We start from the raw sequence: 15146 nt of genomic DNA on the forward strand, positions 1-15146 counted from the left end.
CGTACCGCATCCTCTTTGAATCCTTGAGAATAGGTTATGAATTTCCGTTCTGACATACAAATCCCCATCAGGTTACAAAGTTCAGCCTACTGGGGCTTTCTTACTTTGTCCACCTGATGGGGAGCATACCACACGCCTTCACAGCGTCGCGGGGGCTTTTTCATATCCGGCGGACACCCCGGACGAAATCCCTACAGGCCCTCCCACGGCCTTCGCCGCAAGCCGCGGCATGCCCTCCTCCCTAGCCCTTCATGAGCGCGGGAAGCAGCGTCGACAGGGGCGGGAAAGCGATAATGATGAAAAGGCAGGCAAGGAGCGCTGCCACAAAGGGTATGGCCGAGCGGTACATCGTACCCAGCGAGACGGCGGCCACCTCCTTCATCACAAAGAGATTGATGCCGAAAGGCGGCGTGATGGAAGCCATATTGTCAAGAATGACGATGATGACGCCGAACCAGACGAGATCCCAGCCGAACACCTTGGCGATGGGCACGAAGATGGGCACGCAGATGAGCAGCAGCGGCATGGAAGGCAGAAAGCACCCGAGCACAAGGAACACCAGCACTATGGCGAACATGACGACCATGCCGGGCAGCTCCATGCCCGCTATGGTATTGGCGAGTACCATGGGGATTCTGGTCATGGCCATGAAATAGCTGAGCACTATGGCGCCGCAGAGCACCGTGAAGCACATGGAAATATACTTCGCAGAATCCTTGAGCGTGCTGATGAAGGCCTTCAGGCTGAGGCGGCGCATGAAAAGAGCGAGAAGGAGCGTGCCGCAGGCCCCTATGCCGCCGCCCTCGGTAGCGGTGAACACGCCGCCGTAAATACCGCCTATGACAAGGATGAAAATAAGCATGATGGGCAGGCCGGATTTCAGGGAAACGATTCTCTCGGCCGTGGAAGCGCGGGGCAGGCGCGGCGCAAGAGACGGGTTTTTAACCACCTTGAACCATACGGCCAGCATGAAGCAGAACATGCACACGATACCGGGGATGATGCCCGCGATGAACAGATCGCCTATGGACTGCTGCGCCAGCACGCCGTAGATGATGAACGTCGTGCTCGGAGGGATGAGGCAGCCTATGGTGCCGGAGCAGGCCAGCGTGCCCACGGCAAGGGCGTCGTCGTACATATTCTTGCGCATTTCCGGCAGGGCTATGGCCGCCATGGCTATGCTGCCGGAAAGCACGTCGCCTACCACGGCCCCGAACAGGGCGCAGGCCACGACGCTCCCCATGGCGAGCCCGCCTCGCATGTGCCCCATCCATCTGCGGGCGCAGTTGTAGATATCCTCTCCGAAGCGGGCATAGAAGCACAGATAGCCCATGAGCATGAAGAACATGAGCGGCGCCCAGGAATAGCTGCCCGCCGTGGCGTAGAGAGCCTTGCCCGTGGTGCCGAAAGAGGCCGGAATCCCCTTGAGTTGGGCGATGAAGATCAGCCCCGTGGCAATAAGGGCAAAGGCCACAGGAACGCCGAGGAAAAAGAGAATGAAAAGCAGCGTGAGACCGGCTACGCCGACCTTGATGGAGGACAGACCGGGAACCCTGTGCGTGGCAACGTACCACATGCAAAGAACGCCCGCCACGGCCGCGAGAAGGGCCAGCAGGGTCTTTCCCGCGCCGTTCAGGCGCACGGATGCGGCCATGCTCTCAAAAAGCTGCGCAAGCAGGGCCACGGCCAGCAGGCAGAAGCCGAAGCTTGCAAAATAAATAAAAGGTTCCAATGGGATACGGAGGACAAGCGTCACGGAGGAGGTCTTCATGCCGTACTGGAACGTCGTCCACGCGCAAAACAGCACGATGATGACGGACCATAAGCCCGTCACCACCTCAAGCAGCACGCGTGAAGGCTCCCGAAGGCGCGACGTAAGGATATCCATGGTGACATGGCTTTTCTGCCACTGCGTGATCGCGATGGAGGAAAAAACGACGATCACCATGAGCAGTTCCGTAAGCTCCGTCGTCCCCGGTATGGAACTGCCGAACATGTATCTCAGAAACACATCGGCGAAAGTAAGCAGTACCATGAGCATGAACATGCCCATACCCGCCGCGCTGAGAAAGGAGGCCGGCTTTTCCGTCAGCCTCAGCATGTTCGCGATTCTGTCCAGCCTGACGGGGAGGCCTGTTCCCTGGGCGGAAACGGTGGTGCGGGGATTCTCCATATCTCTTTCCTTTATCGAGGCCGAATGCCTCTCATCATGCAAACGTATGCCGGCAGCGTCCGCATCCGCCGCGCTGAAGCGATGCGGACGCTCCGATTATCCCGGAAGCCCGGGGGGATATCCTTACTTTCCGGCGCCCTGCGTGAATATCTCCATGGAACGGCTTTCCCTCCACGGCCTGGCATAACTGGCCTGAAGTTCATGGATCTTTCTGTTCATGGCCTCGCCGGGATATCCCGCCTTGTCGAGAATCTCCGTCCATTCCGCAGCCACGGGCGCGACACGTCTGTCGATTTCCGCATATTCCTCATCGGTGAGCACATGGAGCCTGCCGCCCATCTTTTCCATCCAGATATCAAGGCTCTGATACGGGAGCGTGTTCCAGAACTGCGTAAACACCTGACGGCCGTACTCGCCGGATACGCTGTCGATCACCGCGCGCAGATCCTCCGGCATATTATCGTACACGTCCTGATTCATCATCACGCAGAACACGAAGCAGGTCGTCTGCACGGCGGTGACATGTTTGATCACGTCGCCGAGCCTGCGTGATACAAGCAGATCATAATCCACCGTGGCCGCGTCAATGACGCCCTGCTGAATGCTGGTGAACACGTCGGCCATGGGCACGCTGACTACGGAAGCCCCGAGCGCGCCGACTTTCTGCGCGACCTGATAGTCGCCGAGCACATTGATCTTCTTGCCTTTGAAGTCCTCCAGCGTCCTGATGGGATCCTTGCTTCCTATGAGCATGCCCACGGTCTGGGCATGGGTAAAGAGCACCTTCACCCCCTCAAATTCCTTCTTCACTTCGGGGAAGGCTTCCTGCACGGCAAGGACAAAATCCGTCGGATCTTCCATGGAGACGCCGGGGCTCACCGTGGTGAACACGCGTTCATGGAACGGGAACTGGCCCACGGCCACGTCGAAGCTGAATTCCGCCATGTCGGCCACGCCGGTTTTGACGGATTCAAAGGCATCGGCCTCCTTGCTCAGGGCCTCGGCGAAATACGGTTCCACCTTGATGCGGCCGTCGCTGCGCTTTTCCAGCTCCTCCACCCAAGGCTTGAGCGCATGGTTCCAGCGGTTGTGGATGGGGGGAATGGGAAGGTTCAGGCTCAGCACATACTCGGCCTCGGCCGCATGCACGCCGCCGGGAAAGGACATGCCTGCCAGACAGAGGGCCATGCTCAGAAAAACAACGGACAGCTTTCTCATATCTTTCTCCTCGCGCGTCCGTCCCGCCCACCATGGGCAGGACGGGATCATCATAAAAAGGTATGCAGGGGGAATTTGAAGGAAATGCAGGCCCCGGGGCAGGCCAGACGGCAGCAGCCGCAATGCCAGCATTCGTCGGGATAGGCCACCTGCGGCGATCCGTCCCCGGCCCTGAGTATCAGCCCCGGGCAGCTTGCCACACATTCGCCGCATTCCTGGCAATGGCCGCAGTGCAGGCAGCGCTTGGCTTCCTCCACGGCATCTTCCGCAGCAAAGCCCTTGTCGAGTTCCTCGAAAGCCAGCCAGGTTTCCCGTGCCGTATGAAGTTCCGTGGCCCTGCGGGGGCTCTTCGCATGATAGGTGATATTGACTATTTCATCAAAGGACACTTCATGCTGAACAGCTTTATGTTCCAAGTATTTCAGCACGATGCTGCCTTCTTCATCAAGCCACGCATCAACGGCGCGTCCCGCCTCCACGCCAGTGAGAAAGGCGTGAATGTCGAAGGCCGCCGTGCGCCCCTCGGCCACGGCCGTGGACACCAGAGAAGGATCGCTGGCGCATTCGCCGGCCGCAAACAGCCCGGGAATCGACGAAGCACTGCACGAAGTCTTCACGCAGCCGCGGGGCGTCTTTTCCATCTTTTCCGCCTTGCTGCCTTCCAGCAGGGAAAGGTCGGCCATAAGCCCGCTTGCGCAGATGACCACGTCCGCTTCCACGCGCAGCCTGCCGCCCGGGATGAATTCAGCGTGCAGGCTTCCAGACTCGTCAAAGGAGAAGGAGGAAACGGCGTCCGCCGTCACGGCACGCACTCGCCCGTTCTCCACCTCGATGGAGGCTGCCAGATAGCCGGTGTGAAGCGTGACGGACTCATCGTCGGCCTGCTCGATTTCAGCGCGGGGCACGCGCATATGCTCACGGTCTTCCAGGCAGATCAGGCTGGTCTTGGCTGCGCCGAGCCTGCGTGCGGTAAAGGCGCTGTCGAAAGCCACGCCGCCGCCGCCGAGAATGACCACCTTCCGGCCTTTGAGGCTTTCGCGGCTCAGGTTGGCGTCCTTCAGAAACGACACGGCAGGAAGCACATGCTCAATGCCCGGAATGCTCAGCATGCGGCCTTTACGGTTGCCCACCGCAAGCAGACAGGCGTCGTAGCGGGACATGATCTCGTCGAGACTGATGTCGCGCCCCACTTCCGTATTAGTGAGAATACGCACGCCGAGATCAAGAATCATGCCCACTTCGTGATCCACCACGTCCTTGGGCAGACGAAAATCGGGAATGGACTGGCGCGGCACGCCGCCCGCAACGGGCGAGGCCTCGAACACCGTGACCTCATGGCCGAGCAGCGCGGAAAAATAGGCGCAGGCCAGTCCGGCGGGGCCGGAACCTATGACGGCAATCTTTTTGCCGCTGGCAGGCAGAACCTTCAATCTGCGCACGTCGGCGGCCCCGGCATCCGCCGCGTACCTTTCCAAGGCGCGCAGGGACAGGGCCTCGTCGTACCGGCCGCGATTGCACGCGGCCTCACAGGGATGGGGGCACACTCTGCCGGTCACTCCGGGAAAAGGATTGACCGCACGAAGAAGATACAGCGCGCGGGCGGGATCGCCCTCGGCAATGGCCCGTTCCATCTTCTGAATGGGATTGCCGAGAGGGCACTTGTTCTCACAGGGGGATGTCCGCCCCTGGCCGGAACGCCCGTCGTTGCGGACATAGACCACATTGGTTTCTTTACTGAAAACAGGAGGCATCTCCAGCTCCTTGAAAAATGATATCGAAAAAAGACGCGCCGTTTCTACCGGACGACGGGCATGCGCCATTCACAGCGGGGTACGCCGTCCATCTGGAAGACGACAAGCAGCTTGTCGTCGTAGGAATGATCCTCTTCGGGATAGTCGGTGCGCTTGTAGACGAATCTGGTCTCCCTGCGCTCAAGAGTGGCCATGGTGGTCAGAAGGCAGGTACGCAGAAGGTGGAAGGATTCATGGGCCCGCATGAGCTCATGCAGATCGGCGGCCATGACTTCGTTCATACGGCTTTCAATGTAGGTCAGCTTGTCCAGAGCTATGCTCATGCCCCGGCCGCTGCGCACATAGCCCATGTAGTAGTTCATGACCTGTCGTATGGCGGCCTCGAACTTTTCCTGCCGTATGCCGTCTTCCGTATGCAGGGGGAGGAAAACCCTTTCCTTTTCCTGAAGAAGTTGCGCCTCGTCCATGTCGGCGAGGGCATAGCGGGAGCAGGCTTCCACGGCATGCGCCCCGGCAATGTAGCCGCTGCACAGGGAACCGGAAAAATCGTGGAACATGCTCCCGCCGAACAGCCCCTTCACAGTGCGCGACTCAAAATTGTCCGCAAGGTACATGATGCCGTTGATATAGATTTCGGAAAGCTCCACTTCCATGGGCTTGCGGCTGAAGTCTATGCCGGCCTGCGCGCAGTAGTCGTTCCAGGTTTCCTTGTCGCCGGGCATGCTGTCGTATTGCAGATGGTGCAGGATATCCTTGTCGATATGCGTGAGATCAAGCACGAAAGGCGGCCCGTTGCCCTCGGACTGCTCCTGCGCCGTCCCGCGCACCAGAAGGCAGCGGGGGCCGACTTCCATCATGGGATGGTACTTGCCCATGTACCTCTCGCCGAGGGCGTTGACGGCTTTCGCGCCGCTGGAGGTGATGCCGTTCATGCCGGGGCAGCCCCATCCCTTGGGAATCAGCGTGGCCTCCTGCTCGGTGTCCAGCGTGATGATCTCCGCCCCGGCTTCGTAGCCCAGGGCTATCTGACTGCCGGTAACAAAGGGGGAAAAGGCGATGTTGAAGGGATTGAGGGATGAGTTGACCGTCACGCGTCCGGTAAGACGCCCGAGCGCCAGCACCACGGAACGGGCACGAATCACATGGAAAGAACCGTCGAGCACATGGAAGCCCGCCGCGCCGACTACGCGGCCGTCTTCGACAAAAAGCTTCGTGCACTGAAAATATTCCAGAGTTTCCACACCCTTGGAACGAATGAGCCCGCCGAGCCTGCGTTTGATGTACTTGCCGTTGTTGATATGCGTCCACCAGCTGCCCGGCTGACCGAAACCGGTCGTGCGGTAAAAACTGCCGTCGGGGTTATGCAAAAACTCGATGCCCAGAGATTTGAGCATTTCTATCATGCGGGGCATGACCTCGAGCCACTGCTTCACCTGTGCCGGCGTGTAGCCCGTCATGGGCGTGCAGTAAAAATCTATGGCCGTAGCCGCGTCATCGCCGGGAGCTCCGCTGTTCAGCACCGCCATGAAATGATCGTTGCCGCCTCCCAGCGAACCGCAGCTTTCCAGCTTGCCCTTGTCCGCCAGAAGCACACGAACGCCCTTGCCGCACGCCGCGAGCGCCGCGCCGCAGCCGGATGCGCCCGCACCGAGGACAAGCACGTCGGTCTCATGGTTCATGACCGCAATCTCTCCAGTATCGTGCATGAAAGACCTCCTTTCCAGCTTTCCTGCTTTCATCCCGGTTATGAAGTTTCAGAAAAAACTGCAGTAGTGCGTTTGCGTCATTTTTGCACTTTTTTTCACTTTTCATGATCTTTCTCCCCACATTTTCAGGCAGAAAAAACGCCCCCGGAGCCCTGCACTACAGGTTTGCTCCGGGGGCGGCCCCACAGAAAAAGCATGCTTCTCAAAACGCTTTTGCCAGCTCGGCAAGACGCGCCCTGTCCAGAATCTCCAGCTCATGCCGGGTAAACCTTCCCAGCACCTTCCCCTCCCTCAACCGGCACAGGATGCGGGTCAGCGTCGTGCGGTGCATGCCCAGAAGCAGCGCCAGCTCCTGCTGCGTCATTTCCGGGGCAAACTTCGCTTTTCCCCCATGCCTTTCGGAGAGTTCAAGAATGATCCTGCACACCTGCGACATGGAGTCGGAAAGAGCGGACTCCGCCAGGCGCTGGGAATGTATGACCATGTGCACGCACAGCGACCGCACCAGATTGATCATCAGCTCAGGGTACTGCGCGACGAAGGACTCATCCGACAGCAGGGCCGAATCGAACAGGGCGACTTCGGCATCTTCCGTGCAGGTGACCAGCGTGTTTTCCACGTCGCCGACCAGGACGGAAGGCACGTTCATCAGAGTCCCCGGCCCGGCGTACAAAATCACGCGTTCCTCTCCGTTCCTGCCCACATAGGAAAGCCGTATCTTGCCGGAAACGACATAGTAAAAGCAGGGCCTGCCGTCACGGCCCGCAAGGCCCATGCCGATATCCACGCTCTGCCCCTTGCGTATGGTTTTCCGCTCCGCAAGATGAAGCACACGCTTCCACGGCGCATTGAGCCTGCCCACCGCCGAGCCCTTCATCAGCACGGCATGAGGAGCACTCGAACTCTGCGACCTTGCCATTCCTCCCCCTTGATCTGCAGGCTTCCCTGCTCATGAACCGGAACGCCTGCCCGGCATATTGCGGCTATGCCCTTCTGCTGAAGAGCATGCGGCAGGCCGTTCTCTCCGTGCTCTGGTCCTTGAAAACGCCTGTCGATCCGTTTCCGCTCCTCCCCGTCCGGGACACCATTCCCTTCAAATCACCCGCAACCCGCCCTTTCCGCTCGGAACGCACCGTCTCTCTGGCGCCCCCCCACGACTACCCGAAACGGCGCATGGCTATGCGCGGTTACTTCGCCATTCTGTAGATATTCTCAATGTCTTCCACTTCAAGCGGGCGCACCACTCCCACGGGGCCGCCCACGCCGCGGACGCACTTCTCCGCCATGGTACGGATCTCTTCCTCCGTGGGGCTGACGCCGAGTTCCGCAAGTGACGTGGGCATGTTCAGGGCGCGGAAGAAATTCTCCATGGCCTTAATCCCTTTTTCCGCCATTTCCTCATGCGTGCCCGCACCGGAAACGCCCATGACGTTCTGGGCAAAGCGCGCGAAGCGCGCAGCATCCTCCCGGTACACATAGCGTGCCCAGCTTCCCCAAACGGCGGCAAGGCCAGCGCCGTGGGCTACGTCGAAAAGACCGCTCAGCTCATGCTCTATCTTATGCGAGGCCCAGTCCCCTCCGTCGGTACCGCAGCCGGTAAGGCCGTTGTGTGAAAGGCTCCCCGCCCACATGATCTCGGCCCGGGCATCATAGCAGGAAGGATCGTCCCTGAGGATGAGGGCGTTCTTCATCACCGTGCGCAGCAGCGACTCCGCGATGCCGTCGGTCAGCTCCATGCCGCCGTCGCGATAGAAATAACGCTCCATGGTGTGCATGAGTATATCCACGCAGCCGGAGGCCGTCTGATAGGCGCTCAGAGTCATGGTCAGCTCGGGATTCATCACGGCAAAGCGCGGGCGGGAGTATTCGCTGGAGTAGCCGCGTTTAATCCAGCCGTCCTCGTTGGTGATCACGCAGGATGAGCTCATTTCGCTGCCCGCAGCCGCGATGGTCAGCACCACGCCTATGGGCGCGCAGCCCTTTGCCTTGCGCTTCCTTTCATAGAAGTCCCACACCTCGCCTTCATTGGCCAGGCCGTAGCCTATGGCCTTGGCGGAATCAATGACGCTGCCGCCGCCCACGGCAAGCACGAAGTCCACGCCTTCCTTCCTGCCCAGGGCAATGCCCTCATGCACCAGGGAAAGGCGGGGATTGGGCACCACGCCTCCCAGTTCCACCCGGAAAAGGCCTTCCTTTTCCAGAGAAGCCCTGATCCGGGAAAGCAGGCCGGAGCGCTCCACGCTGCCGCCGCCGTAATGCAGAAGCACCCGGCTGCCGCCGGCTTCCCGTATCAGGCGGCCGGTTTCCTCTTCCACGGCTTTGCCGAACACAACCTGGGTAGGAGTATAGTACGCAAAATTCTTCATAAAACCCTCCTCTGCCGAACCTGCCCTACAAATCGCCCGCCTGCCGGAAAACGGCTTCAAGAGCAGCTCCGATAAAAAAAGGGCCGTCTGCCAGCAAACGACCCTTTTCTCTTGTCACGATAAGATGTTTTCCCTGCGGCCCAAAAGGCGGCCGCTCAGGCAAGATCCATAATTTTCTTGCGTTCATCGCCGGGCAGTATGCCCCGCTTGCTCTCCCGCACGAAATTGATGAATTCCACTATCTCAGGCAGATGGCCATACTCCGCCTCCAGCTGCATGAGCGCGTCGGGGCGGGGAATACCGGAATACCACGTCATGCGGTAGGCCTGCTTGAAGCCGGAAAGCAGCTCCATGGAAGCCTTGGCGCGACGCAGGCCCACAATATTGGGCGACTGCACCGTGGCCCTGTTGCCCACGGCGAGCATCCACGGCGGCAGATCCTGTGCCAGGCCGGACATTCCGCCCACGAAGGAATGTTTGCCCACACGCACGAACTGATGCACGGCGGACAGGCCGCCGATAATGGCGTTGTCGTCCACAAAGCAATGCCCGGCCAATGTGGCGTTGTTGGACATGACGATGTTGTTCATTACCGTACAGTCATGCGCCACATGCACATAGGCCATGAGCAGGTTGTTGTCGCCTATTCGTGTGATGCCGCCGCCGGATTCCGTACCGCGGTGCAGCGTGGTGAATTCCCGGATATTGTTCCTGTTGCCGATGACGAGGCTGCTTACCTCGCCGTGAAATTTCAGATCCTGAGGCTCTCCTCCCACGGCGGCATAGGAATAGATATGGTTGTCTTCCCCCATGGTAGTGTACCGCTTGACGGAGGCAAAGGCATCGATGCGCGTACGCGCGCCGATAACCACATCATCTTCAATGACGGCACAGGGGCCGACGACGACATCGTCGCCAAGCTGCGCCGTAGGTGCCACAAACGCACTCGGATGGATCTGAGGTGCTGCCATATCAGAAAGACTCCCTGGGAAGAACGGATGCGGTAAGCCGCGCTTCGGCAACGATATTGCCGTCCACATAGGCCTTGGTGTCCATCTTCCAGAGCTGCATTTTATGCGTCAGATTGGTGCATTCCATAACCAGCTTGTCCCCGGGGCGGACGGGCGAGCGGAAACGCGCCTTTTCGATGCCGGTGAACAGGTAGATCTGGTTGGGGTGCTCCTTGAACTCAGGGAAACTGTGCGCCACGAGTATGACTCCGGTCTGGGCCATGGCCTCGATGATCAGGACACCGGGCATGACGGGAACATCCGGAAAATGCCCCTGGAAGAAGGGTTCATTGAAGGTAAGATTCTTATAGGCACGGATATGGTCGCTGGGCACCAGCTCGTCCACGCGATCCACCAGAAGAAAAGGATAGCGGTGGGGCAGAATGCTCAGAATTTCCTTGATGCCGAGGGAAATGGACTCGCTCATGGTGTATTGCCTTTTAACGGTTTATAGTGAGGCTCTGCCGCGTTCTCCCGCCGTGAGATACGAACGGCGGGAACGGCGGCAGCCGGCGGCGCGAGGCCGCCGGAGCCGTATCAACGATGATGCATCATGGACATCCAGCGGTTCCACATAGCCACAAGGGAACGATCCGTCTTGTCGCTGGCCATGGGCTTGTGCCCCATTTCCTTCTCAAGCCTGGCCACACGCTTGAAAAGCTCGGGCAGCTTGGGCATGAGCGTGGCGTTACGCAGATAGGTATTATAGTCCATGGTAGGAGAGCCGCCGACCACCTGGCCTTCGGAAATATCCTTGGCAACGCCGGCCTGCGGTCCGATAGTGGAATTGTTGCCGATATGCAGGTGCCCGGAAATACCGGCCTGCCCGGCCATAGTCACATTGTCGCCCACATGAGTGGATCCGGAAATGCCCACCTGAGAAACGATGAGGCAGTCCTTGCCGATATGCACATTGTGCCCCACCATGACAAGGTTGTCGATGCAGGTGCCGTCGCCCACGAGCGTAGCGCTCAGAGCCGCGCGGTCGATGGTGGCATTGGCACCTATTTCCACATGGTCGCCCAGTTCCACATGGCCGATCTGCGGCACCTTCCTGATGCCTTCCGAAGTCCGCACAAAGCCGAAGCCCTCGCCTCCGAGCACTGCCCCCGGCTGAAGCACACAGGCCTTGCCGAGTTTCGTTCCGGCCATAAGCACGGCCCGGGGGTACAGGATGCATCCCTCTCCCAGCTCGCAATCCTCTCCGATGTAGCAGCCGGGAAATACGACACAGCCCTTACCCAGTACGGTGCGGGGACCGATGTAGCAAAACGGATAAACAGTGCAATCCTCGCCAAGCACAGCCTCAGGATGGATGCAAGCCATATGGCTTATCCCTGTAAAGCTGCCCTGGGGCTTCACGAACAGCGTCAGGGCCTGCGCGAACATGGGATAGGGGTTATCCGTCACAAGCGCGCGCTCGACATCATTCTCATGTTCGGGCCGCACAATGACGGCCCCCGCTCTGGTGGTGGACAGTTGTGAAACATACTTGGGATTGGCCAGGAAACTCAGTTCCGTCGGACCGGCTTCCTCCAGCGTATTGATCCCGGTGATGACGATATCATCCTCGGGAGTCTTCAGCGCCAGCCGAACCCCGAGCTTTTCCGCAATCTCGGAAAGCTTGAACGAAGGATTGGGCATTCCTTGCTCCTTTGTTATTTCGCGGAGCTGAGATTGAACTTGCCGCCTTTGGACTTCCAGACCTTGTTGACTTCCTCAATCAGGCCGCTCGTCACGTCATTGGCCTGGACATAGAACATGACGACGGAAGCATCGATAATCATGTCGTAACCGTTTTTCTTTGCATAGTTTTCGCAGGCGGTACGCATCACGTCGTTCATCTGGGAATTGATAGCCTGCTGTACGCGGGAAAGACGCTGGGTGTAGGCGGTACCCTTGGTTTCCAGCTCCTGAGCCTGCTTCTGGATCTTCTGGGCGCGCTCATTACGGGCCTTTTCGGAAAGAGCGGCGGCCTGCTTGCGCAGATCTTCAGCCTGTTTGGTCAGGTCGGCATTCTGTTTTTCCAGCTGCTGGCGCTCCTTGCCGAACATAGCAGTCAGCTGTTTTTCCGCTTCCTTGCCGGGATCACTCTGGGCGGAGAGGCGCAGGGGGTTGGCAACGCCGATCTTGCCCGCGGCCTGAGCCTGGGAGGGCAGGATGACGGCGGTGCAGAAAAGGGCCACAGTCAGCGCAATGACAGTGCGACGAAGCATGATGAAACTCCTTAATAAGGAAAAAGTAGCATAATGGACACGCCGGAAAAGGCGCGGGCATCGGCAAAGATTACCCTTGAGGGCATGAGGGCGTCAAGAATGATTTAAGCCCCGGATCCGCACGGAAAATCCCTCCGGCACAGGGACCGCCCGGCACAGGCTCACAAAAGAGCGAGGCGCTCCAGCGTAAGGCGCGCGCTCTCCGAGGGAGAGATGCCGCAGGAGGACACGCTTATCGTGGCATAGCGGCGGTACAGCTCCTCCCTTTCAAGAAAGAGCTCTTCCAGCGTCTGGCCCGGAGCTATGGCCAGCCCCCTGTCAGGGTTGCGGGCGATACGCTCAAGAATGACTTTCATGGGCACCTCAAGGTAGACGATGGGCCCGAGCTTCGCCAGGTGCTCCATGGTGCTTTGCCGGTAGATCACGCTGCCGCCCGTAGCGATGACGGCGCGGCAAAGACGCAGGGAACCCACGATCTCGGCTTCCATGTCGATAAAGGCTTCCTTGGGCATGGCGTCGGCTACGCGCTGAAGCGGCGCGGCGAAAGCGGCCTCAATGATGTGGTCGCTGTCCACAAAGGCCCAGCCCAGAGCGCGGGCCACCATGCGGCCCACCGTGGTCTTGCCTGCTCCGGCCATGCCTATGAACGTAATACAGCCCGATTCGGGCACACGAGGCAGAGAAAACGTACTCTTCTGCTCGGACAAAGGTGCGCTCATACATTTCCTTCCGGGCAAAGCCCGTATCTCCAGCGCAGGAAGCGCTGTTTTCATGAGCTTAACCATACGCCGCACGGGAAAGGATTGCAAACGGCTTTTCCGAAGCAAAAAAAGTGCCCTGCGCACAAAAAAGCGCGGGAAATTCTTCCCGCGCCGCACAGAAGAAAGGCCTGCCGAATAGCGCGTCAGGCCCTTTTTTCCGTGGATGAAATGACGACGCCGAAAAGCGCGAGTCCCACGCATGCCACCTGGGGCATATTGAGCCTTTCTCCCAAAAAAACATAGGCGAAGATCAGAGTAAATACGGGGATGAGATTGCCGAACAGCGACACGACGCCCGCTTCCAGATACCTGAGAGAAAGGTTGAGCAGAAGATAGGCCAGGATGCCCACACCTACGCCCATGTAAAGCAGGCCCGCCATTGCCGGCAGGGTGACGGACTGCGGCACGGGAGCGGAAAACAACGCGGGAAGAAAAGCCACGCTTCCCCCTATGGCCTGAATGGCGGAAATACTCAGGAAGGAATAGCGGCGGGAAATGAAGCGCACGCACACGGCATAGCCGGTGGAGGAAAGCACGGCGCCGAACATAAGCAGATTCCCCAGAAGCGGATGCGAGGCCCTGGCATCCCCTTCCGCGAAATACGACGAACCGGCCACGCCGAGCACCGCGAGAATGATGGCGGCTATAGTACGCCTGGTAAGCCTTTCCTTCAGGAATATCCATGCGGCAACGGCCGTGCAGAGAGGAAAACACGCGGCGATGACGCCCCCCTGGGAAGCTGTGGTGAACTTCATGGAGAAAGTTTCGCACAGAAAGAAAAGGCACGGCTCGAACAAGACAAGAAGCAGCAGGTACTTCCAGTCCCCCTTTTCATAGGGCAGGCGCCGCCATTTCGGGAAAAGCGCCAGATAGAACAGCGCGGCGAAGGCTACGCGGGCAAACACTACATGCAGCACGGCAAACGATTCAAACGCATACTTCATGGCTATCATGCCGCCGCCCCACAAAGCATAGCAGAACGTCAACAGCAGCATGACCATGCGCGGCGAAAACACCATGGCGAACCTCCAGAAAATGATCTGTGTTCAGCCTACGCTCTTCACGGAACATTTCTGGCGCACATGCAACATTTTTTCCTGTTCCTCCCCGTAAGCACACTTTCGCCGGAGAACCGTATCCTGGAATCCCGGGCAGCATGCACCCCGGGGATAAAAAAAGAGACCCGCCGGACAGGCGGGCCTCTTTGTCTGCGAGAATCGGAAGATTAACGCTTGGAGTACTGGTAACGGGCGCGGGCAGCAGCCAGGCCGTACTTCTTACGTTCCTTCTTACGGGCATCACGGGTCAGGAAGCCGGCATGCTTCAGAGCGCCGCGCAGAGCGGGATCGGCCTGAAGCAGGGCACGGGAGATGCCGAGGCGGACGGCTTCGGCCTGACCGGAAATGCCGCCACCGCACACATTGACCTTGATATCATACTGTTCGGTGAGCTTGGTGAGGGCAAGAGGCTGACGGACGATCATCTGCAGGGTCTTGCGGGGGAAGTACTGATCCATGGGGCGGCCGTTGATTTCAATCTGACCGGAACCGGGATAGAGGCGGGTACGGGCAATGGCAGTCTTGCGGCGGCCGGTACCATAATCAAAAGAGGTAGACATGGCGTGGCTCCTACTTCTCAAAGGTCAGCGGCTTGGGGGCCTGAGCGGCGTGGGGATATTCGGCGCCCACATAAATCTTCAGTTTCTTCAGCATGGCGCGGCCAAGACGGTTCTTGGGCAGCATGCCGCGGACGGCCTTGCGGAGCACTTCTTCAGGCTTGGTGGCCAGAAGCTTTTCCAGGCTGACTTCCTTGAGGCCGCCAACCCAGCCGGAGTGGCTGTAGTAGTGCTTGTCGTGCATCTTGGTGCCGGTCACGCGAATCTTTTCGCAGTTGACCACAACGATGAAGTCGCCGTTGTCCATGTGGGGAGCGAATTCAGGCTTAT

Annotated in this window: 14 protein-coding genes; all 14 read right to left on the reverse strand. The window is 59.1% G+C overall.

Annotated elements, in window-relative coordinates; translation table 11 throughout:
* Window positions 1–241: 241 nt before the first annotated feature.
* A complete protein-coding gene (locus K8W16_RS00785) occupies window positions 242–2173 on the reverse strand; it encodes a TRAP transporter large permease subunit (RefSeq protein ID WP_304120314.1) in 1932 nt (643 codons plus the stop codon).
* Between the two features lie 123 nt (window positions 2174–2296).
* Window positions 2297–3391, reverse strand: coding sequence for a TRAP transporter substrate-binding protein (locus K8W16_RS00790; protein ID WP_304120316.1), 1095 nt, complete (start codon window positions 3389–3391; stop codon window positions 2297–2299).
* A gap of 50 nt (window positions 3392–3441) precedes the next feature.
* Window positions 3442–5142: an FAD-dependent oxidoreductase gene (locus K8W16_RS00795; protein ID WP_304120317.1), complete on the reverse strand. Its 1701-nt coding sequence runs from the start codon at window positions 5140–5142 to the stop codon at window positions 3442–3444.
* Window positions 5143–5186: 44 nt separating this feature from the next.
* Window positions 5187–6848, reverse strand: a complete 1662-nt coding sequence (locus tag K8W16_RS00800) for an FAD-binding protein (protein WP_304120319.1) — start codon at window positions 6846–6848, stop codon at window positions 5187–5189.
* A gap of 202 nt (window positions 6849–7050) precedes the next feature.
* A complete protein-coding gene (locus K8W16_RS00805) occupies window positions 7051–7767 on the reverse strand; it encodes a Crp/Fnr family transcriptional regulator (protein ID WP_304120320.1) in 717 nt (238 codons plus the stop codon).
* 268 nt (window positions 7768–8035) lie between these two features.
* Window positions 8036–9214, reverse strand: coding sequence for an iron-containing alcohol dehydrogenase (locus tag K8W16_RS00810; protein ID WP_304120322.1), 1179 nt, complete (start codon window positions 9212–9214; stop codon window positions 8036–8038).
* A gap of 155 nt (window positions 9215–9369) precedes the next feature.
* Complete coding sequence (gene lpxA, locus K8W16_RS00815; RefSeq protein ID WP_304120324.1) at window positions 9370–10185, reverse strand: acyl-ACP--UDP-N-acetylglucosamine O-acyltransferase; 816 nt, start codon at window positions 10183–10185, stop codon at window positions 9370–9372.
* Between the two features lies 1 nt (window position 10186).
* The gene (gene fabZ, locus K8W16_RS00820; RefSeq protein WP_304120326.1) at window positions 10187–10651 is read right to left on the reverse strand and encodes a 3-hydroxyacyl-ACP dehydratase FabZ; all 465 of its coding nucleotides are present in this window, start codon (window positions 10649–10651) and stop codon (window positions 10187–10189) included.
* Between the two features lie 110 nt (window positions 10652–10761).
* Window positions 10762–11868, reverse strand: coding sequence for a UDP-3-O-(3-hydroxymyristoyl)glucosamine N-acyltransferase (lpxD, locus tag K8W16_RS00825; protein ID WP_304120328.1), 1107 nt, complete (start codon window positions 11866–11868; stop codon window positions 10762–10764).
* A 14-nt stretch (window positions 11869–11882) separates the two neighbouring features.
* Window positions 11883–12440: an OmpH family outer membrane protein gene (locus K8W16_RS00830; protein ID WP_304120330.1), complete on the reverse strand. Its 558-nt coding sequence runs from the start codon at window positions 12438–12440 to the stop codon at window positions 11883–11885.
* A 161-nt stretch (window positions 12441–12601) separates the two neighbouring features.
* Window positions 12602–13159: a homoserine kinase gene (gene thrB / locus K8W16_RS00835; protein WP_304120331.1), complete on the reverse strand. Its 558-nt coding sequence runs from the start codon at window positions 13157–13159 to the stop codon at window positions 12602–12604.
* A gap of 185 nt (window positions 13160–13344) precedes the next feature.
* Window positions 13345–14220: a DMT family transporter gene (locus K8W16_RS00840; protein ID WP_304120333.1), complete on the reverse strand. Its 876-nt coding sequence runs from the start codon at window positions 14218–14220 to the stop codon at window positions 13345–13347.
* A gap of 206 nt (window positions 14221–14426) precedes the next feature.
* A complete protein-coding gene (rpsI, locus tag K8W16_RS00845; protein ID WP_304120335.1) occupies window positions 14427–14819 on the reverse strand; it encodes a 30S ribosomal protein S9 in 393 nt (130 codons plus the stop codon).
* A gap of 10 nt (window positions 14820–14829) precedes the next feature.
* Window positions 14830–15146 (reverse strand): 50S ribosomal protein L13 (gene rplM, locus K8W16_RS00850; protein ID WP_304120336.1); only part of this gene is annotated, 317 nt, incomplete at its 5' end.

Origin of the sequence: Mailhella massiliensis (assembly GCF_020741395.1) — a bacterium.
GTDB classification, from domain to species: Bacteria; Desulfobacterota; Desulfovibrionia; order Desulfovibrionales; family Desulfovibrionaceae; genus Mailhella; species Mailhella massiliensis_A.